Source organism: Pseudomonas fragariae (ex Marin et al. 2024) (assembly GCF_059621105.1).
Map to the genome: position 1 here is coordinate 125,748 of NZ_CM184369.1, position 18,726 is coordinate 144,473.

At 56.5% G+C, this 18,726-nt stretch carries 19 protein-coding genes and 2 pseudogenes; 13 read left to right on the forward strand and 8 right to left on the reverse strand.

Annotated elements, in window-relative coordinates; genetic code table 11:
* The first annotated feature begins 38 nt into the window (after positions 1 to 38).
* The 4 genes from AC54XV_RS00575 (at position 39) to AC54XV_RS00590 (ending at position 3,552) form a co-directional block, all read left to right on the forward strand.
* Positions 39 to 959: an NmrA family NAD(P)-binding protein gene (locus AC54XV_RS00575; RefSeq protein WP_496717604.1), complete on the forward strand. Its 921-nt coding sequence runs from the start codon at positions 39 to 41 to the stop codon at positions 957 to 959.
* Positions 956 to 2,110, forward strand: a complete 1,155-nt coding sequence (locus tag AC54XV_RS00580; RefSeq protein ID WP_496717606.1) for an epoxide hydrolase family protein — start codon at positions 956 to 958, stop codon at positions 2,108 to 2,110. The genes AC54XV_RS00575 and AC54XV_RS00580 overlap by 4 nt, the downstream gene beginning before the upstream one ends.
* A gap of 198 nt (positions 2,111 to 2,308) precedes the next feature.
* A complete protein-coding gene (locus AC54XV_RS00585; protein WP_024661162.1) occupies positions 2,309 to 2,644 on the forward strand; it encodes a hypothetical protein in 336 nt (111 codons plus the stop codon).
* Between the two features lie 143 nt (positions 2,645 to 2,787).
* On the forward strand, positions 2,788 to 3,552 hold the full coding sequence (locus AC54XV_RS00590) for a hypothetical protein (protein ID WP_116830621.1): 765 nt from the start codon (positions 2,788 to 2,790) through the stop codon (positions 3,550 to 3,552).
* Positions 3,553 to 3,766: 214 nt separating this feature from the next.
* Here the strand turns inward: AC54XV_RS00590 and AC54XV_RS00595 are convergent, their stop codons facing one another.
* The 4 genes and pseudogenes from AC54XV_RS00595 to AC54XV_RS00610 all read right to left on the reverse strand — a co-directional run.
* Entirely contained in the window at positions 3,767 to 4,399 is a 633-nt protein-coding gene (locus AC54XV_RS00595) for a LysE family translocator (RefSeq protein ID WP_496717609.1), read from the reverse strand.
* 64 nt (positions 4,400 to 4,463) lie between these two features.
* The gene (locus tag AC54XV_RS00600; protein ID WP_060406310.1) at positions 4,464 to 5,627 is read right to left on the reverse strand and encodes a beta-methylarginine biosynthesis bifunctional aminotransferase; all 1,164 of its coding nucleotides are present in this window, start codon (positions 5,625 to 5,627) and stop codon (positions 4,464 to 4,466) included.
* Positions 5,624 to 6,676, reverse strand: coding sequence for a 2-ketoarginine methyltransferase (locus tag AC54XV_RS00605; RefSeq protein WP_496717610.1), 1,053 nt, complete (start codon positions 6,674 to 6,676; stop codon positions 5,624 to 5,626). The genes AC54XV_RS00600 and AC54XV_RS00605 overlap by 4 nt, the downstream gene beginning before the upstream one ends.
* An 84-nt stretch (positions 6,677 to 6,760) precedes the next feature.
* Positions 6,761 to 7,111, reverse strand: a pseudogene (locus AC54XV_RS00610) (IS5/IS1182 family transposase); the annotation flags it as partial.
* Positions 7,112 to 7,355: 244 nt separating this feature from the next.
* On the opposite strand from AC54XV_RS00610, the gene AC54XV_RS00615 reads away from it, so the two are divergent.
* A complete protein-coding gene (locus tag AC54XV_RS00615) occupies positions 7,356 to 8,126 on the forward strand; it encodes an SDR family NAD(P)-dependent oxidoreductase (RefSeq protein ID WP_496719007.1) in 771 nt (256 codons plus the stop codon).
* Between the two features lie 81 nt (positions 8,127 to 8,207).
* Here AC54XV_RS00615 and AC54XV_RS00620 read toward each other — a convergent pair whose 3' ends face one another.
* Positions 8,208 to 8,789: a TetR/AcrR family transcriptional regulator gene (locus AC54XV_RS00620; RefSeq protein WP_230081847.1), complete on the reverse strand. Its 582-nt coding sequence runs from the start codon at positions 8,787 to 8,789 to the stop codon at positions 8,208 to 8,210.
* Positions 8,790 to 8,926: 137 nt separating this feature from the next.
* Here AC54XV_RS00620 and AC54XV_RS00625 point away from each other — a divergent pair, with 137 nt between their 5' ends.
* The 6 genes and pseudogenes from AC54XV_RS00625 (at position 8,927) to AC54XV_RS00650 (ending at position 12,784) form a co-directional block, all read left to right on the forward strand.
* On the forward strand, positions 8,927 to 9,550 hold the full coding sequence (locus AC54XV_RS00625) for an NAD(P)H-dependent oxidoreductase (RefSeq protein ID WP_024661166.1): 624 nt from the start codon (positions 8,927 to 8,929) through the stop codon (positions 9,548 to 9,550).
* A 357-nt stretch (positions 9,551 to 9,907) separates the two neighbouring features.
* The gene (locus AC54XV_RS00630) at positions 9,908 to 10,729 is read left to right on the forward strand and encodes an SDR family oxidoreductase (RefSeq protein ID WP_011266208.1); all 822 of its coding nucleotides are present in this window, start codon (positions 9,908 to 9,910) and stop codon (positions 10,727 to 10,729) included.
* 378 nt (positions 10,730 to 11,107) lie between these two features.
* A pseudogene (locus tag AC54XV_RS00635) lies at positions 11,108 to 11,239 on the forward strand (DUF805 domain-containing protein); the annotation flags it as partial.
* A gap of 83 nt (positions 11,240 to 11,322) precedes the next feature.
* Positions 11,323 to 11,760 (forward strand): GFA family protein, encoded by a 438-nt coding sequence (locus AC54XV_RS00640; protein WP_080267748.1) that lies wholly within the window; start codon positions 11,323 to 11,325, stop codon positions 11,758 to 11,760.
* 229 nt (positions 11,761 to 11,989) lie between these two features.
* Complete coding sequence (locus AC54XV_RS00645) at positions 11,990 to 12,355, forward strand: histone-like nucleoid-structuring protein, MvaT/MvaU family (protein WP_003401678.1); 366 nt, start codon at positions 11,990 to 11,992, stop codon at positions 12,353 to 12,355.
* Positions 12,356 to 12,484: 129 nt separating this feature from the next.
* Positions 12,485 to 12,784, forward strand: a complete 300-nt coding sequence (locus AC54XV_RS00650; protein ID WP_024640777.1) for a hypothetical protein — start codon at positions 12,485 to 12,487, stop codon at positions 12,782 to 12,784.
* Positions 12,785 to 12,911: 127 nt separating this feature from the next.
* On the opposite strand, the gene AC54XV_RS00655 is transcribed toward AC54XV_RS00650, so the two are convergent.
* On the reverse strand, positions 12,912 to 13,802 hold the full coding sequence (locus AC54XV_RS00655; protein WP_024661168.1) for a hypothetical protein: 891 nt from the start codon (positions 13,800 to 13,802) through the stop codon (positions 12,912 to 12,914).
* 613 nt (positions 13,803 to 14,415) lie between these two features.
* On the opposite strand from AC54XV_RS00655, the gene AC54XV_RS00660 reads away from it, so the two are divergent.
* Positions 14,416 to 15,090, forward strand: a complete 675-nt coding sequence (locus tag AC54XV_RS00660) for an HAD family hydrolase (protein ID WP_058398379.1) — start codon at positions 14,416 to 14,418, stop codon at positions 15,088 to 15,090.
* A gap of 100 nt (positions 15,091 to 15,190) precedes the next feature.
* Here the strand turns inward: AC54XV_RS00660 and AC54XV_RS00665 are convergent, their stop codons facing one another.
* Complete coding sequence (locus AC54XV_RS00665; protein ID WP_024640064.1) at positions 15,191 to 15,439, reverse strand: hypothetical protein; 249 nt, start codon at positions 15,437 to 15,439, stop codon at positions 15,191 to 15,193.
* Between the two features lie 83 nt (positions 15,440 to 15,522).
* Positions 15,523 to 15,993, reverse strand: a complete 471-nt coding sequence (locus AC54XV_RS00670) for an Lrp/AsnC family transcriptional regulator (protein WP_002555835.1) — start codon at positions 15,991 to 15,993, stop codon at positions 15,523 to 15,525.
* A gap of 543 nt (positions 15,994 to 16,536) precedes the next feature.
* On the opposite strand from AC54XV_RS00670, the gene AC54XV_RS00675 reads away from it, so the two are divergent.
* On the forward strand, positions 16,537 to 17,691 hold the full coding sequence (locus tag AC54XV_RS00675) for a cysteine desulfurase family protein (RefSeq protein ID WP_496717611.1): 1,155 nt from the start codon (positions 16,537 to 16,539) through the stop codon (positions 17,689 to 17,691).
* The last annotated feature ends 1,035 nt before the right edge of the window (positions 17,692 to 18,726 follow it).

Consider the following 18,726-nt stretch of genomic DNA (forward strand, 5'->3'; position numbering starts at 1 on the left):
CCGTTTCTACCTATTCATAACGACCAAGGAAGCGCTTTGTGAATGACGCGACTGCTTTACCCATTGTGGTTGCTGGCGCTACGGGAGATTTGGGCCAACGCGTCGTGCGCGCCTTGGCAGAGCGCAGTGCCCATGTGATAGCGCTGGTTAGACCGGGCACTGAACCGGCCAGGCTGAACGGCCTGCGCAACAGCACCACGACGATCACGCCTGTTTCACTGGATGACGCTCAGGGCCTGCGCCGCGCCATTGCTGGATCGGGTTGTGTGGTGTCTACGCTCAACGGCCTGGAAGAGGTGATCATCGGGCAGCAGGGCAGGCTGTTGGAGGCTGCGGTGGCGGCTGGCATACCCAGGTTCATTCCCTCGGATTATTCGCTCGACTACACCCTTACCCGGCCTGGCGATAACCGCAACCTGGACCTTCGCCGACGCTTCCTCACCCAGCTCGATGCGGCCGACATCAGCGTGACCTCGATCCTCAACGGTGGCTTTCTGGAGCTGCTCGAAGGCGATGCGCCGATCGTGCTGCCCGGACGCCGGGTGCTGCATTTCGGTGATGCACAACAGTCTCTGGACTTCACGGCCAAGGACGACGTAGCCGCCTTCACCGCCGATGCCGCGCTGGATCCCCACACGCCGCGCTTTCTGCGCATTGCCGGTAACAGCCTGTCGCCCGCGCAGATCGCCAGCCTCCTCACCGAGCTGACCGGGCAGCGCTACCGCACCCTGCGCCCCGGCAATATCGGCACGCTGTCCACCCTCATCGGCGTGGTGCGTGCGCTCACGCCTGCCAGCGACAAGCCGTTTCCGGCCTGGCAAGGCATGCAATACCTGCGCGACATGATGAGCGGGCGCGGCAAGCTGCTCAATCTGGATAACGACCGCTATGGTCAACGTGAATGGGCGTCCGTGCGTGACACGCTGGCCCGTACCCATGTGCAAGGGAGCAAACAGTGACCTACCTTATCGAACCTTTTCCCCTTCAAGTCCCCCATTCGCAACTCGACGATCTTGCCCAGCGTCTGGCGCAAACCCGCTGGCTTGACCCCGAGACTGTGTCCGACAACAGCCAGGGGCCACGGCTCGAGCGTCTGCGCGCGCTGGTCGAGCGCTGGCGTAATGGCTATGACTGGCGGGCCACCGAAGCCCAGCTCAATCAGTGGAACAGCAGCCGGGTCGAGATCGACGGCCTTGGTATTCACTTTCTGCACATCCGCTCACCTCACCCTGACGCCTTGCCCTTGCTGATGACCCACGGTTGGCCGGGCTCCATTCTTGAGTTCAGGAAGATGATCGGGCCACTCACCGACCCTGTCGCCCACGGTGGCGAGGCCAGCGATGCGTTCCATCTGGTGATCCCGGCGCTACCGGGCTTTGGTTTCAGTGATAAGCCGCGCTCTACAGGCTGGGGCGTGGGCAAAACGGCGGCGGCCTGGGCACAGTTGATGGACCGTTTGGGCTATGGCCAGCGCTGGGCCGCTCAGGGTGGGGATTGGGGCGCGGCCGTGACCACCGCCCTTGGGCACATGCGCCCGCCTGGCCTGATCGGCATTCACCTGAACATGGTGATGTACCAAGCCACCGAGGCGGAAATCGCCCAGGCCACCCCTGAAGAGCAGCGCATGTTGGCCGATGCGCAGCGCTACGACCGAGAGCTTTCCGGCTACATGAAAGTGCACAGCACCCGGCCGCAGTCAGTAGGCTTCGCCCTGTCGGATTCGCCCGTTGGCCTGGCGGCATGGGTGTATGCGCTGTTTCAGGATGCCTCCGACAGCGGCGGCGAGCCTGAGCGGGTAATCGAGCTCGATGCGCTGATCGACGACATCATGCTGTACTGGCTGCCCAATGCCGGGCCCAGCTCGATCCGTTTCTATTGGGAAGGGATGCGCGAAATGCACAAGCAAGGCCCGGCCCCCGCGATGCCTGTCCCTGCGGGCGTGAGCATGTTCCCGGGCGAGCTGCTGCGCTTGTCACGGCGCTGGGCGCAGGCGCGCTTCGACGATCTGCGGTTCTTCGCGGAAGCCGAGCACGGCGGCCACTTCGCAGCCATGGAAAACCCGGCAACGCTCACCGAGCATGTGCGTGAGACCTTCCGCCTGCTGCGTTAATACTTTTGCAGGCGTACCGAACATCTCGGAGGTGCAGCGCTCCGCTACAACTGGAAAACAGCCACTCTCGGAGTTGGCGGATGCTCGGTCATGAGCGCGCTGTGAGGCGATTTCAAAAAAATACCTAAAGCACGCGCCCTGCGAGTAAAGTACCGCCGCCCGAGATTTGGATCCGGGCGTTTTCCATGGAGTTTTATCGTGAAGTCAGTGAGTAAAGTTGTCGCCGCAGCAGTATGTGGCCTGGTTCTGGCGGGTTGCACCGGCACCCCTATGAAAACTCCGCACTATGACAGCAGCCAATACACGGTCGTCGGTCACAGTGAAGCAAGCGCCACCGGCCTGATGCTGTTCGGTCTGATCCCGATTCGTCAGAACGACCGTTTTGTTCGTGCGCAGAACAGCGCCATTCAGGCCAAGGGTGGCGATGCGCTGATCAATACCCAAGTGCAGGAAAAGTGGTTCTGGGCCTGGGTCCTGAACGGCTACACCACCACCGTTTCTGGTGATGTGATCAAGCTGAAAACCGCTAAATAAGCACTGCCCGTTTTCAGAAAAGCCCGGTTCGCCGGGCTTTTCTGTTTCTGGCTGTCGGGTGATGGAGTAAGCGCTGACATGCATCGTTACCAACCGCCAAAAGGTTTAGCATTCAGCCCACTTTCGGATGTGAAGTTTTCTGCATGACGGCCTTCTACCTCAAGTTACTCATCACCCCCGCGCTCATGCTGGCTATTTCATTGGCGGCCAGGCGTTGGGGTACCGGCGTGGCAGGGCTGCTTTCCGGCCTGCCGATGACCTCGGCGCTGGTCATGCTGTTTCTCAGCCTCGAGCAAGGCACCCAATTTGCCTCGATGGCGGTGCCCGGCGCGCTGGCCGGGCTGGCGGCGATTCAGGCGACTTACCTGTTTTATTTCCTGATCACTCGACGCGTTTCAGCGCTGACGGGATGCGTCCTGGCTCTGGCGGTGTATGGCGCGACGGCCTTTCTGATGAACCTGTCGGGCTTACTGGCGCTGTCGATCATTTTTACGCTGCTGATGGTTGCATTGATCATCGTTGCCACCTCGAAACAGACACCGCCGGACGTAGCGTCATACGTGGCACTGCCGCGCTGGGTCATTCCGATGCGCATGCTGACGGCCACGCTTCTGCTGCTGGCGATTACCGCAAGCGCCACCTGGCTCGGGCCGGTGGTCAGTGGACTGCTGGCGCCCATCCCGGTGATCGCCTGGCCGCTTGCAGTGTTCGTCCATGTTCAAGGCGGGCGTTATGAACTGGCAGCGATAATCCGCGGCAATGCCATTGGCGCCGTCGGTGTGGTGAGTTTCTACCTGACCCTCCGGTACTCCATATTGCAATGGGGCGCGCTTCTGTCTATCGCGGCTGCCGTTTTGCTGGCTGTCGTGGTGACGGCTGGGTTGGCGCGGTTGTTGGCGAGGTGGTAGGGCTATAGTTGCTCCACTGAATTCGTGCATGCATCAGTGTGGTGTTTCAGAAGCACCACACCAGGCTCCTTACGATAAGTGGCTGCCTGCGTTAAAAACAGACTCGCGTGCGAGCCTGATCGGAATGCTCCTTTACAGCGCGTAGAGTCGAACGTGACTCCGACCCTGTTACTGACGCCACGCTTACGGGGTGTTATAGGAAGCACATTACCGGTCAGCTAACGGGTCGCTCCTGAGTGAGCAAGGCCAGGCCCAGTACGATAAACGTGGTCCCGCTTATTCGATTAATGATTCGCTGGGACTTCGTGGACATGAGGCCTCCTGCAATTGCTCCGAGCCGATGTACTCCAAGCATCAAAGCGATGTCCCATGTGACCTGTAGAGCAACGAAGGTGGCCCCAAGAATCAGCAATTGGGCTTCCATGTGACCGAGCTCCGGATCAGCGAACTGAGGAACGAGCGAAACGTAAAACAGGATAGCCTTTGGATTCGCGGTTTCGACTATGAACCCTTGTAAAAGCGGTGTTGCTGACGTTTCTATTTTGCACGCGTGTTTGGGCTCGGGGCGGGTAAGGAATGTGCGAATCCCCAGCGCGACAAGGTATGTACACCCGATAAACTTCAGAGCAACGAATGCGGTCGGATAGGCTGCAAAGAGCTGGGCTACTCCGAACGCGAGCGCCATGGTGATGGTAAGCCCACCGAGCGCCATGCCAAGTGCGTTGCGCAAGATCACTTGTCGGGAGCTGCGCATTCCGACGGCGATTGCATAAGCAAAACTTGGCCCTGGAACGACAAGAACGATGAGGCTCGTGAGGATAAACGAAAGATACAGATGTACATTCATTGAGTAAGTTTTCGATGCGTCGACGGTTCGGCCCGCAGGATGCGGGCCGTATTTGCTTTTTTACTCAGGCATCGGCGTAGCGTTCGATGCCTTGGCGAAGCAGGTCGAGGGCGTTGTGGGTGACCGATTCCGGGTAGCCGGTGGGGATACGGATGTGCGCACCTTGGGCACCTGAATAATTGCTCGCCGTGGCCAGCACCAAGCCGTACTCGCCCAGCATTTGATCGGCGAAACCCTCGATGTCGTGTACTGGCAGGTTGACGAACACCTGGGTGCCCGCTGGCGGCAGCGATGCATACTTCGACAGGTGGCGGCCGAGGAACTCCCGGACAATGGCCCGGCTGTTGACCACTTGTTGGTGTAGTGGCGCGTTTCCCATCGAGATCAAGGACGCGGCCTTGGTTTGCGCAGGCGAGCAGACGGCGACACATTCAATCTCCAGCATCCCCGCCATTGCCTCGACATTGTCCGGCGAGGAGGTTACCCAGCCGATCCGCAAACCAGGCGAGCCATAGTTCTTCGACACTGAATTAACGGTGTAGAGTGACGAAAGATCGCTTGTGCAGGCGAATGGTGAGCGTATCTTCTGGTCGTCGAAGATGAAGGAGTCGTACACCATATCCAGCACCAGCGAGATGCCGCGCTCGGCCAGACTCGGCACCAGCTCCTCCATAAAGGCGTCTGAGTAAATCCCACCCAATGGATTATGTGGAAAGTTGAGGTACACCAGGTTGGTGTCTGCGCGGCATACAGCCAGGACCTCTTCGACGGTAGGGAAGGCAGCCCTCATCCGGTAGTAGATCAGGTCGTAGCCGGTGGCTTCCAGCAGGGCGGGGACGGCGCCGAATACCGGAGCCAGGCACACCGCTGAGCCAGCCTCGGCGCTACGGCGCTTGATCTGCCGAAACACGAGTGACAAGCCGTGCATTCCGCCATTGGTGACGAGGAAATTCTCGCCTGACAAATCGAGCCCGTACAGCGCGTTATCGCGGTCGCAGAGGGTATTGATCAAGGGTGGGGCGCCATTGCAGTCAGCGTATTGAAAGATGTCGTTGCTGGCGGCAAACGGAGTCGGTGACGCTGCACCTGGCCACACCGGAACATTCTCCACGAAGTAGCAAGCCGAATCTCGCAGCTCCGAACGAGCGTATTTCAGGCGCTGCTGAAGCATACTCAGGCAACTATCGGGTCGCACGATTTGGTGGCGTTTGTTGTATGCCAAGGTCATGCCCTCCGCAGCAGATAGCCGATTTCCAGACCGGTCGAGTCAACCTGGTCAGACGTCGTCTCGCGGGTGAACAGGGACAAGCCAGCCTCGGCGAAAATATCCAGCCAATCAGCGTCCTGCACCAACAATTGATTGGTGAAGCAATGCAACAGATAGTAAGGGTTGTAATAAGCGAGCGCTAAGCCGTGGCGCATTGCGCCGGCATTGTCGAATTGGTTGTCGACTTCGATAATGATCAGGTTGATTGCGGGGAAACGGTGGACAATCTTTTTCAGGAAGTTGATCACTGCCGGTCGACCGGCCTGGCCAAGGATCTCATGCAGCACAAAACCCAGCACGATGAAATCGGGCTCGAAGTTAAAGTCCGAATCCAGGAATTCGACTGCCCCGCTGTGGCTGATGTGAACCCGATGCGACAGACCTTCTTTTTCGATCAGGTCTACAGCCTCCTCGAAGCCTCCGCGGTCCGGTTCGGCGCCCCAAGCCTGTATCTGCGGAAGGGCCTTGCAGAATTCGGCGAGGTATCGCCCGTTTCCGCAACCCAGGTCCAGCAGTTTTGTGCATGTACCGGGAGCTTTGGCCATCAAAGACCTGGTCAAGGGGATCGCGTCGAAGTGGCTGATACCACAGCTACCTACGCCGACCTTGGTTGCGTCGCGGGTGGCCCAGCCAGCGCCCTCCTGAAGGCGTTCGCCCATTTGTAGAAAAGTGGTGGCATAGCCGCCGACCAGCATCACATACCAGCCTTCGAAAGGTGCCAGCGCGTGCCCTTCTTTTGATAATGAGAAACCGTCTATTGTTTCCAGAAGAATCCCTTCGTTCTTCAGGTACCTGAATAAACCAAGTAGTTTCTCTTTATCCATCCCGAGCTCATGACAGGCCACATCCAGCGAGGCAACCGGGTGTTTAATCAGCAAGGAAAATAATTTTGTATCGAACAGGTGATAAATTGATATAGCCAGAACGAACTGCCGGATCGGTTCGATGCCCTTAATTAGGGTTGTCTCAAAGCCAGTGTTTTCGCGTTGGATAGCGTCAAGCAGAGTCATTGTTTGCAATGTCCATGGGGTGATTGATTAATCCGTTAATGTTTGTATCTTTGCACAAAATAAAAAAGAGTGTGAATAATTTTCTCAAAAAAATTCTGCTCTCCATCCTTGACGTTGCTGGCTTTTGTACGATAAGTATTGCTGCATGCAGCGTAGGCTGCAGGCCAGCGTGGCCATGGCGGCAAAGCTTCCAGCCAGTTTTTCGTAGTGAGTGCCGATGCCCTCAGGCATCTGTTCAATGATGTTTCGTTGTCGATACTTTGGCCGATCAAATAGCCGAAGCACGCCAGGTTTGCGGTTGTGCGCAATGGCGCGTAACGGTATCACAGGCGTCATTCGGTGACGGTCGAAGTAGTGACGTAAAGGCTCAGTATCATGACCCTTGTCAATCCGTAATCAGCGATCATGTTCATGTCGTCGTCCCTGTTTTCCGGGCCAAGTGGCAGCGCCTATATACCCAGGACTGCTTATTTCTCTCTCAGTTGATTTTTTTATACTGTGAAAGATTGAGCATATATCTCGGGATACAGTTATGAATTTTCTAGAGTGGCTTATGGCCGACGCAGCAGCATAAAACCCTTTTCGTTGAACGCCCTATTGGTAAGCAACGGTCCACCTGAACATAATGTCTTGCCGCGAAGTCAAAAAATCACTTCAGCCATGCTTCTCAAGGTGCCTTATGAGTTTGATACCCGAACTGAACAGCGACGCTAGCGTGCTGATATGCGGAGCCAGCCGAGGTATCGGCCTGGCACTGTGCGCGGCGTTGCTTGCTCGCGATGATGTGGCTCAGGTATGGGCGGTGGCGCGAAAAGCCAGCACCTCCACAGAACTGGCAACGCTTGCAGAGCGATATGGCCAACGCATCAAACGCGTCGACTGCGACGCGCGCAATGAACAATCCCTCGAAGCACTCGTGAGCGAGACGCTTGATGGATGCGATCATCTGCACCTGGTCATCAGTACGCTAGGCATTCTTCATCAGGACGGCGCAAAAGCAGAAAAGGGTCTGGCACAACTGACACTTGCGAGCCTGCAAGCGAGTTTCGCGACCAACACCTTTGCACCGATCCTGCTGCTCAAACACCTACTCCCACTACTGCGCAAACAACCTTCTACCTTCGCTGCGCTCTCCGCGCGGGTTGGCTCTATTGGCGATAACCGCTTGGGTGGCTGGTACAGCTACAGAGCCAGCAAAGCAGCGCTAAACCAGTTGCTGCACACGGCCAGTATCGAATTGAAACGCCTTAACCCGGCCTCTACTGTCCTGGCAATCCACCCTGGCACGACCGATACGGAGCTGTCTCAGCCATTTCAGGCGAACGTACCCGAAGGCCAACTGTTCGAACCGGCTTTCTCGGCGGAGCGCATCATTGAGGTGGTAGGCGCGCATGGCCCGACCGACAGCGGGACCTTTTGGGCTTGGGACGACAAGCCTATTGTCTGGTGACTTGTTTCACTGGTGAGGATGAGATTGCTGTAAGCCTGGGTCGGTCTGTCTGGCGGGCTGCTTCCGGCCAGAAGCAGCCTGTCACTTTTCAAGTCCTCCTCGCCCTGCTTTCTGAACAACTGCCACAATCACAGCCATCAGCTCCTTTTTGGCGTCATCCGAAGAAATTTCTTCACGCGCTGCGGCGGCCGATAGTGATTCAGCACACCCTACAATTGCGTGCAGACTCGACAAACCCAGTTCCCCTGCTTTCAGGAATGGCGAAAACCACGTTCGGCACTTGATAAGGAACTTAGCCTCATATTCGCGTTTGATTTTCTCAAGCTCTGGTGTGCTGGATAGCACAGCAATAACACCCGCTATTTCATGGCCTTGAAGCAATACGCAGTCAACATAGGATGATGCTACGACGCTCGCTACGCCGTCGAGCGTGGCTTCACTGGCGGCTATCGCAATGTCCATGCGGGCTGTCTGGCGCTGATCAAAATCTTCGTACAAGGCCGCAAACAGTGCGGCTCTGGTAGGAAAATGGTCGTACACAACTGGCTTCGTAACCCCGGCTTGCTCGGCAAGTCGACCCAAGGTGAGCGCATCGGACCCCCTTTCCCCTACCAATCTCCACGCGACATCGAGCAACTGACGGAGGCGATCCTCTCTGATCATCCGCTGCCTTCTGGTGGGGTCTGCCTGATTTCGGTTAGACGTTGACATCTCTATATACCATTAGTAGATTGCGAGCATTACTTACCAAAAGTATATAGTCGGCAACCGCCCGCCTCAAGGCAACGGAAGGAATCGTAATGCACGTCCTCATCGTCACCGCTCATCCAGAGTCACAGTCGCTCACCCATTCTATCGCTGCGAGGGTGGCCAAAGGTATCGTACTAGGTGATTCTGCCTCAGTCGTAGAGGTCGCCAACCTCGCGCAAGAAGCATTCAATCCTTGCTTCACTGAGGCTGACCTGCAGGTACATCGCCACAAAGCCTCTCCCCCACTTGATGTTCAGCGAGAGCAAGCGCGTATAGAACGTGCCGATACCCTCATCCTGGTTTACCCAATTTACTGGTGGTCCATGCCTGCACTTCTCAAGGGTTGGATTGACCGAGTGTTCTCCAATGGTTGGGCCTTTGATTTCGATCCAGAGGGCTCTCTTACAAAGAAGCTCGGAAAGTTGTCAGTACATTTGATAGGCATAGGCGGCGCTGATCCGTTGACCTACGAACGCCACGGCTACGGCACTGCTATGAAAACGCAGATGGACCAAGGCATCTTTGGTTATTGTGGGGCTGAAGTGCATATTTCGAAGCTATTGCTGAATAGCGAAAACTCAGGTGCCGTTCATGCTCTGGAAATGGCCGAACAGTTGGGACGCATTATCAGCAGCGAAGCCTCACCTTCAACGGCAGATACTGAAAGTCTCTAATATCGAGAACATGCCGGTCCCAACCTCAAATAGCGCTACTTTGATGTCCGCTTCGGACCGAGAGCAATCCTTCGCCAGTGTTAGCTTTCGCCCCATTACAACCGCTCGCCGATGATTATCATTTGACCCCACACCCAGGTGGTCAGGCACATGGCTTCGAGTCTCGACGAGGCCTGACGGGGTCGGTACGCACTGGCGATACGCCAAGATCAAGACGTACGCCGAGTGTAAAAATTAAAGTCTGGGCTACCCGCAACCCGGCTACCCAATCAGATGCGTTTGAAGGCGATGGCACTGCATAGGACATAGACTCTCTCTAAAAGCTGTTGCACACGCCTTACGACGGAGGCTTCATTTATGGACAATAAACTGACATCCAGGATCGCGATCATTACAGGTGCGGCTCAAGGGATCGGCGCCGCGATTGCGCGACGGTTTTTACAGGAAGGCTGCTTTGTTTACGTCACTGATATAAACGACGTGCTCGGAAGAGAGACAGCAAGAGCATTGGGAGATCGTGCCTGTTATCTGCATCTTGATGTGCGCTGCGAAGAAGATTGGCAGCGAGTGACAGCGCATGTCGTAAAAGCGCACGGCCGCCTCGATGTACTGGTCAACAACGCGGGCATTACCGGGTTTGAGCAGGGCGCTGTCCAGCACGACCCAGAGCATGCGCGTCTGGAGGACTGGCAAGCCGTACATCACACCAATCTCGATGGTGTGTTTCTCGGGTGCAAGTACGCTATACGAGCCATGCGCCATACGGAAACGGGTTCCATTATCAATATTTCTTCACGCTCCGGGCTGGTCGGTATCCCTGGCGCTGCTGCGTACGCGTCGTCCAAGGCCGCCGTTCGCAATCACACCAAGACGGTGGCGCTTTACTGCGCCGAGCAAGGATTGAAAGTTCGATGCAACTCGATCCATCCGGCCGCCATCCTCACCCCTATATGGGAGCCCATGTTGGGTGCTGATGCAGGTCGTGAAGAGCGAATGGCTGCACTTGTTCGAGACACTCCACTCAGAAGATTTGGTATGCCTGAAGAAGTGGCGGCTGTGGCCCTGTTATTGGCCACCGATGAGGCTACGTACATTACCGGCAGCGAGTTCAACATTGATGGAGGTCTGTTGGCGGGTTCGGCAGCGACGCCAGTGGTATTGGATGACAGCGAAACCTGAAAACTGCCCGCACGAATAGCTGCAATGGGTCGAAAGCTGTCTTTGGTGACGGGCAGCTCTAGACCCAAGATAGCCCTCCGCTTGGAGCCGCTAAGGCTAAACAGCCGCCGCATAACGATGTGCATCAACCCCGCCGCTTATAACCCCTTCGTCGGATAAGGCCCACTGCTATCAACGAGACGGCATTACTGGCGTCATACCACACTCTCAGTGGATCAACAGCAGGTAAGGAGCACGGCATGACCCAGGCAGTCGACATCAAGGACGCCACCAATCCTACGGCGCTTGCGGACTTGCAAGTCGCGAGGGCCACTAGCCAGGCCAGCAGCAACCCGGTCGAACTCATCGTGCAGGGCACTCCAGGCAACGACTCCCTACGCGGTGGGTGTTCGCAGGTTGCACGACACGGATCGCAGTGGCTGGTGGCTGCTGGTACCGATTGCCAACCTCGTGTTTCTGATTCAGGAAGGTCATCCAGGACCTAACCGTTTTGGGCCAGATCCTAAATAAAGACGGTGTGAAGATGTGGTCGTCTGGCCACATCTTCACAGGCTTTTCGCTGCCGCGCAGCCCATAGACGGAGTCACTTTTATATGGACACCTCTGACGGAACGTTACAAGGCACATGTCATTGCGGCGCTGTACGATTTCAAGTTCGACTTACTGACGGATTCAAGACCGTCCGGCGCTGCAACTGCTCCTATTGCCGGATGCGCGGTGCGATCGCGGTTTCAGCAGCCCTGGAGGATATAGAGATCACTTCCGGCGAGGCGCTGCTCAAGCTCTATCAGTTCAACACCCTGCAAGCGAAGCATTATTTCTGCTCACAATGCGGGATATATACACATCATCAACGACGCTCCAACCCGGCTCAGTACGGAGTTAACGTGGCCTGCCTTGAAGGAATCAGTCCATTTGATTTTGAACTGGTTCCAGTCAACGAGGGGCGAATTCATCCTGCGGATAAAGCTGCTGGAAGCGGGTCGGACATCGCTGGATACCTACGCTACATCCCTACTACTACTTCCTGAGATGAGGTAAATCGCTCGAGCGATCTCAGTGACCGCGCTGATCGAACGCTACTGACGCGCGCCCGGAAAATCGCATTTTCTGAAAATAACCGGAAGCCCCGGGGAATCTGGCTTATCGTGTTACTACAGCGTATTGGAAGCCACTGCGCCGCTACGGAAAATAGGCTGAACTTGTAACGGGCACGATCTCTCTCAATAACTACGCACACCTGTTTATAAGGAAAATACCATGTCCAAACTCGCAGAATACCGTCAGCTGGAAAAGCATCTCGCCGAGCAACTCCAGGCACTGGAGACGATGAAAGGCGACCAGGGGCTCAAGAAGGAAATCGAGTTCGAAACCAAGCTGCGCAAGCTGCTTGAGCACTATGGCTTCAGCCTGAAGCACATCATCAATCTGCTGGACCCACAGACTTCGTCCCGTGGGCAGACCGTCGAGAAACCAGCGGGCAAACGCAAACCGCGCGAACTCAAGGTTTATAAGAATCCGAAAACCGGTGAAGTAATCGAGACCAAGGGTGGGAATCACAAGATTCTGAAGGAGTGGAAGGCGGAGCATGGTTCCGATGTTGTCGAGGGTTGGCTGAAGAAGTAAAGCCTTGCCTGTCGATTGATTCAGGGCGTCGACTCTTCACCGTTGGCGCTGTTGAACAGCCGACGCCGGGAACGATCCGCGGCGGCTGTTCGTCTGACCTGTATCGACTCACTGAAAAGGTACAGCGCAATGGACAAGACGATCACCGTGGACCAACTGGCTTCCACCGACCTTAGATCAGTCAACGAAATATGGCTCGGCGGTACTCATACCGAGCGATGTCTGTGGCGTGGCAAACAAGTCCCTACCCACGACATGCTCAGCGAGGGAACCCACGATCAGAACGCCCGGCGCCTGTGCCTGCAACTGGTCGACCCCGACGATAAGGCTGCATTAGCCAGCGTCGAGGCGCTCGTTCGTGACAGGCTGGAAAGGATGGGAAGCAAGGGCGAGTTTTATCCGGCTGAGAATGTGGACACTCACCAGTAATCATTCTGATTACACGCGATTCTGTAGGCCTTGGGCTGTCTTGCCGGACTGTAGCTTTGTGACGCAGAGCGTCACGAACTGCATGCCAACGCGGAGCATTGGCACGATGGTCATTTCAAAATCTCACTCAAGCCCCTACCGCGGAGCCTGTCAAAAAACGCGTCCGCAGTCTCGCCCACACTTCCCCAACCGGCATAAAACACACCGAAATCAACCTCAACAATCCAGGCATATTCCTGCGGACCGGCGTAACAGGCTCACTCGCATCATGAACGGCAAGCAAATACCGATAAACTCGACGGCTGCTCATGGGCAGCAGCCCGATCTGCTCGAGTACCGAAGGGCCGATCTCGCGGACCATGCCGGTGATCATGATCCAGAGCAATATGATTTCGGTGCACAGGAAAGTGGCGATCACGATATTGGCACCTAACGTTCGCCAGTCTTGCAAGGCATCGAAGATGGCATCGATGCTGCTGCCCAAGGTCACCATTGTTGTAACGATCGCGGCGATGGTGAAGAGTATTGTGATGAGTCTGCCAGGGTCAGGTAGCCTGAAAAATGCAGCGATGCGTGGCCCCATCGTATCGTTGCTCGCCAGTCGCTTGAGTTCCTGGCGCTCTTCCCACAGATGTCTAAGCTCCCTCGCTTTATCGACAAGCTCGCCGGGTCCGCAGTTATAGCATGTACATAGCCAGTCCTGTTTCAGCTTTAACCGTTCGGAGGGCGTCGTAATCGAAGCGGCGCCCATCTGCTCTGCTCTGATACGCGCGTACACCTCTCTCAGATGCACTGTGCATATCAGGGAAATCAGCAGGACCGGCAGCAAAGCGGGAACGTAGTCAGTCAGGGTAGGCGCAGGAAAAAATATCAAGGCCCCTGAAAATGCCAATATCCATGCGATCATCCAGATCAGACAGATACGAGCATCACGCCGACGCCAAGCTTCTTTGAAAGGCGCACGCTCAAATCGCTGAAAGTGTTCTTCTACATCCTTACGCAACTGGTGGATGCTCATCGTTTGCTTCCCTTGCATGGCAAACGCACGATTTTAGGTCGCCTGTTCGGTGACGTAATTAAACAAATTGTAAAAACGCAGTGTGGCTACGCGCACGCTTTCACACTTACCCAGGCAGTCAGGCCAGACCCCAACCTGACCCCGGGCACCACGCTCATTCCTTAATTGGTGAAACTCGCTTTAAGACGCTGACCAGCATACTGCCGGGCTTCCTGGGCCTCCTCCACCACGGCAGCGGTGCCGAAAAACTTGTGGGTCACGTCGGTAGGCCTTGTGCTCTCCGATAGTTTCGGCAATCAGGCGCAAAGTAATGCTTGATTCGGGAGTAGCGTGATAACGAGCCACCCGGCTGAAGTTTCTCCAAAACCATCAGTCTTTTCTGCTACCAGGCCACCCACCGCCCGAAAGATCGAACCGCCATCCCACCATGCACTCGAAAGTGTGTGACCTCAAAAACCAACCCTTTCACGCCATCTGGCAACGCCGTATTTGAAGCCCCGGTACAGCCTCGCTTCATTGATGAGGCCGCATTCCCGATACCGCCGAACAGGTGTCGACCACAACGCTCCGGACCTCGCCAGATGGTCAATCCGCATTCAAAAAGAGTAACCCTATGAGACCCCAGACCTCCTTCATTTTCGACCTGGACGGCACGCTGACCGACAGTGTTTATCAAAACGTCGCCGCCTGGAAAGAAGCGCTGGATGCAGAAGACATCCCGCTTGCGATGTGGCGTATTCACCGCAAGATCGGCATGAGCGGCGGGCTGATGTTGAAATCACTGTCGCGTGAAACCGGCGTGAACATCAGCGAAGCACAAGCCGAACGGCTCAGCGAGAAACATGCTCAGGCTTACGAGCGGCTGCAAGGGCAGATCATCGCATTGCCCGGCGCTGTCGAGTTGCTGGAGACGCTCGACAAGGAAAACCTCAAGTGGTGCATCGCCACCAGTGGCGGGATCGATACGGCGACGATCAACCTGAAGGCGCTGAAACTGGACATCGCCACGATCAACATCGTTACGCGCGATGACGTGAGCTACGGCAAGCCCGATCCGGATCTGTTCCTGGCAGCCGCAAAGAAGATAAACGCACCGATCGACGAGTGCCTGGTGATCGGTGATGCGATCTGGGACATGCTGGCGGCGCGTCGCTGCAAGGCAACCGGCGTTGGCCTGCTGTCGGGCGGCTATGACATCGGCGAGCTTGAGCGTGCTGGCGCGTTGAGGGTGTATGAGGACCCGCTGGATCTGCTGAATCATCTGGACGAGATCGCTTCTCGGCCTTGAATCTACGGATTCATCGTTTCCAATCCAAGTGAGCAGCTCAACGTACCTGCAGGAACACGTTTGAGCTGTTGCATCACCTCAGTGCGACGGTTGTACTTCCTCAGCCCGGCAGAGTGCCGCCGCCCTCATCCGAGACGCTGTCGGCGTCGTCCACTTCCGGCTCACCTTCATCGTAAGTCTCGTCGTGTTCCGTACGCTTCTTCAACTCGTCGCCTTTTTTCGGGCCGACGCCGGGTCTGTTCGCGTTCATGGCGAGGACCGGGTCTGCTTCGCGGTCGTACTGGCCGAGTTGCGGGCTGGCGGGGTCTTCTTTGGGCACGCTGTCTGTGAGTATGTGATCGGTTGTCATGTCAGCCACCTTTTTCGTCTGCCAAATAATGTGGACGTGGCATTGGGCCGAGGGTTCGATTCAATCGATGAGCGTGGCTGCGCTCAGCCGCCAAACGATGCGTATTGCAAGGGCAGACCGGTGGTGAATTTGATCTGTTCCATGGCGAAGCTGGAGCTCACGTCGCTGATGCCGGGGATGCTGATCAGTTGCTTGTACACCGCGTCGTACCCTGCAATGTCGGCTACGACGATGCGCAGCATGTAGTCGGTGTCACCTGCCATGCGGTAGCACTCGACCACTTCAGGCAGCTCGCCGACAGCAGCGTGAAACTGTTCGAGCCAGGCGGCGTTGTGCTGGTTGGTGCGGATGGCGGCGAAGACGCTGACTGACACGTTCAGCCGTTGCGGATTGAGCAACGCGACCCGGCGGTCGATGATGCCGGCTTCTTCCAGCTTCTGGATACGCCGCCAGCACGCGGTACTGCCCAGGCCGATACGCTCGGCGATGTCCGCCACCGAACGAGTGCAGTCGGTTTGCAGGATGTCAAGGATTGCCCGGTCGAATTTGTCCATTAGCGGTTTCCTGCGTTAGTCGCTCTACATTGATCGTGCGGAACGATGGAGGTCTGACTGCGGTAACTATCGTGCCAATGCTCCGCGTTGGCATGCCTTTCGTGACGCTCTGCGTCACCCAGCGGTGCAGCACCTCGCACCCCGGATTGGACGCGGAGCGTCCAGAACTGCATTCCCACGCGGAGCGTGAGGAACGATAGGTGTCCGGCTCTGATTCCGCGCCTTACTCAGCATGACTATCGTGCCAATGCTCCGCGTTGGCATGCCTTTCGTGACGCTCTGCGTCACACGACTGTGCAGCACCTTGTACCTTGCACGCGTAGCGTGCGGAACAACGGATGTCTGGCTGCGATTCTGCGCCTGATGCAGCATCCTAGAATTTTTAATCGTAAAAATCCAAGTTTAAGCGAATAATTTTTCGCATTGGCTGCCCATGTCCGTGTAAATATCAAAAAATTTTCGCGCGCGGATCAGTAATCTTTCAAGCAGTCGGTCTGGTAATGCCAGCCCTTGATTTTGACTCGATTACAAAGCGAATTGCCCATGACCACCTCTGCGCTCTATCTGGATTACGCCGCCACCACACCTGTCGACGAACAGGTCATCGAAGCCATGGTTGCCTGCATGGGGCGCGAAGGTCATTTCGGTAATCCGGCATCCAGCGGGCACGGTTATGGGCAGGTGGCGCGGCAGGCCGTTGAACAGGCACGCGCGCAGGTGGCCGATGCGGTGGGTGCGCCTGTCGACACCATTGTCTGGACCTCCGGCGCTACCGAGTCCAACAACCTGGCGATCAAAGGCATCGCTCATGATGCCAGCGCGCCACGCCGGCACATCATCACCAGCGTCCTGGAACACAAGGCCGTGCTCGACACCGTCAGCACGCTGGAGCGTCAGGGCTTTCCCGTCACCTGGCTGAAACCGGACGCTCAAGGCCTGATCCAGCCTCACGCGGTACAGGCTGCCTTGCGCGAAGACACGCTGCTGGTGTCGCTGATGCTGGTGAACAATGAACTGGGTACGCTGACCGATATCGCCAGCATTGGCGCCCTGGTGCGCGAGCACGGTGCGCTGTTTCATGTGGACGCTGCGCAGGGCGTCGGCAAGGTGAAGATCGATCTGGCGAGCCTGGCCGTCGACCTGATGTCGTTCTCGGCGCACAAGGCCTACGGCCCCAAGGGCATAGGCGCGCTGTACGTGGGCCCGCGTGCTCACTCGTTGTTGAAAGCGCAGATTCACGGCGGCGGACATGAAGGTGGCTTTCGTTCGGGCACATTGGCCACCCATCAGATCGTCGGCATGGGGACGGCCTTTGCGTTGGCGATCAGCCAGGCCGAAACTGAAAACCGTCGTATCGAAGAGCTGAGTCGTCACCTGCGCGAAGGCCTGTTGAGTCTGCCGGATGTGCAACTCAACGGCTGTCCGCAACAACGCATCCCGCACACCCTGAACCTGTGCATCACCCGCAGTGGCTTCACCAGCTCGCAGTTGTCCCACAGCCTGGCGTTGTCCTCGACGTCCGCGTGCAACTCGGCCAGCAATGCACCCTCGCATGTGCTGCTTGCTCTGGGCATGGACTCTGCCAAGGCCCTGGCCAGCGTGCGCGTCAGCCTCGGCCGCTACACCACGCAGGCAGATGTCGAGCGCGCCATCGAGGTGTTCAGCAAGGCGCTCAGCGCACCTGCTGCGTTCTGGTAATTGACGATACCTACAGGCCGCCCGAATCCAGGGCGGCTCTCTCCCGGCGCACCCGCGCCAATCTGCCGAGTTGATACCCGCCGGGGTCAGCGGCTGCGCCTTGCAGCCGCAAAAACTCGTCTCCAGATGAAAATGTACCCCTCCAGATACAAAAAGACACAAATTGGCACAGTTCTTTCAAGTGGAACGGTCGTGCCATAAACCAATGGTGCACGCTGCATTCATGGGGTGCCTACACGCACCAAAGTGCAGTTCACGGACGTCAGAGCGTCCACAAACAGTGCAGGGGAGCAGACCACAAGTCTCGCTGCCCGCCAGGAAAGGAATCTAGCTGTGCCCTATCAGTCTTGCGTCAGACCACCGTTACGCTGGCAATCCACACCTTGGGCAGCACCTGCCTCAAGCGATGCCTGCACGGTCGCTTCACCCTTGTCCCGATCTGCGCGTTGTTATTCGACGGCCCTGCACGTCTGGACTTAAGACATTTTGCGTGTGCCTTGAAAGTTCTGATGATGAATCAGGACCTGGCGCGCCCGTGCGCGTAAGAAGTACATAGCGGGCTGTTTTTAATTAAAAGACGGTCGACCTATAAAGAGTGGCCGACACTTTTTTAAGTGGTTTCATTTTGCCATTGTCTGCGAATGGCTTTTATTTCAATAACGATAACTGTCCACACAACCGCCGTACCTACACGGAGCATTGTATTGATGAAGCGCTGATCAACTAACGCACCAACGTGATCCTCGTGACACAGTATTGGTGCATCAAGGAAAGTGACTTGCAGGTCATGATTTTCGAACGCGTCTGCTCAAGCAGAGGGTCATTGTTTGCCTGTTTTTTTGTTCGAAGTTTTATGCACGTGTGCAGGTTTGACGTCAATGAAACGGGGAATCGATAAAAAGTTATACGAATGCGACACCCGCTCTGCATCAACGGTTCCAGCCGGGGCGTTCTGGCACAGCGGTTGCAATGTAAGCAGTCAGGAACATCGCTGTACGTCCCCGTACATGACGATAAGAAGCAAGGATCTGCAAT

Bases quoted from the DNA above. Each gene is read 5' to 3' on its own strand.
- AC54XV_RS00590 (WP_116830621.1), top strand. From the start codon at position 2,788: ATGACGGCCTTCTACCTCAAGTTACTCATCACCCCCGCGCTCATGCTG.
- AC54XV_RS00650 (WP_024640777.1), top strand. From the start codon at position 12,485: ATGGACAAGACGATCACCGTGGACCAACTGGCTTCCACCGACCTTAGA.
- AC54XV_RS00615 (WP_496719007.1), top strand. From the start codon at position 7,356: ATGAGTTTGATACCCGAACTGAACAGCGACGCTAGCGTGCTGATATGC.
- AC54XV_RS00645 (WP_003401678.1), top strand. From the start codon at position 11,990: ATGTCCAAACTCGCAGAATACCGTCAGCTGGAAAAGCATCTCGCCGAG.
- AC54XV_RS00620 (WP_230081847.1), bottom strand. From the start codon at position 8,789: ATGATCAGAGAGGATCGCCTCCGTCAGTTGCTCGATGTCGCGTGGAGA.
- AC54XV_RS00665 (WP_024640064.1), bottom strand. From the start codon at position 15,439: ATGACAACCGATCACATACTCACAGACAGCGTGCCCAAAGAAGACCCC.
- AC54XV_RS00595 (WP_496717609.1), bottom strand. From the start codon at position 4,399: ATGAATGTACATCTGTATCTTTCGTTTATCCTCACGAGCCTCATCGTT.
- AC54XV_RS00670 (WP_002555835.1), bottom strand. From the start codon at position 15,993: ATGGACAAATTCGACCGGGCAATCCTTGACATCCTGCAAACCGACTGC.
- AC54XV_RS00655 (WP_024661168.1), bottom strand. From the start codon at position 13,802: ATGAGCATCCACCAGTTGCGTAAGGATGTAGAAGAACACTTTCAGCGA.
- AC54XV_RS00625 (WP_024661166.1), top strand. From the start codon at position 8,927: ATGCACGTCCTCATCGTCACCGCTCATCCAGAGTCACAGTCGCTCACC.
- AC54XV_RS00660 (WP_058398379.1), top strand. From the start codon at position 14,416: ATGAGACCCCAGACCTCCTTCATTTTCGACCTGGACGGCACGCTGACC.
- AC54XV_RS00605 (WP_496717610.1), bottom strand. From the start codon at position 6,676: ATGACTCTGCTTGACGCTATCCAACGCGAAAACACTGGCTTTGAGACA.
- AC54XV_RS00600 (WP_060406310.1), bottom strand. From the start codon at position 5,627: ATGACCTTGGCATACAACAAACGCCACCAAATCGTGCGACCCGATAGT.
- AC54XV_RS00630 (WP_011266208.1), top strand. From the start codon at position 9,908: ATGGACAATAAACTGACATCCAGGATCGCGATCATTACAGGTGCGGCT.
- AC54XV_RS00675 (WP_496717611.1), top strand. From the start codon at position 16,537: ATGACCACCTCTGCGCTCTATCTGGATTACGCCGCCACCACACCTGTC.
- AC54XV_RS00640 (WP_080267748.1), top strand. From the start codon at position 11,323: ATGGACACCTCTGACGGAACGTTACAAGGCACATGTCATTGCGGCGCT.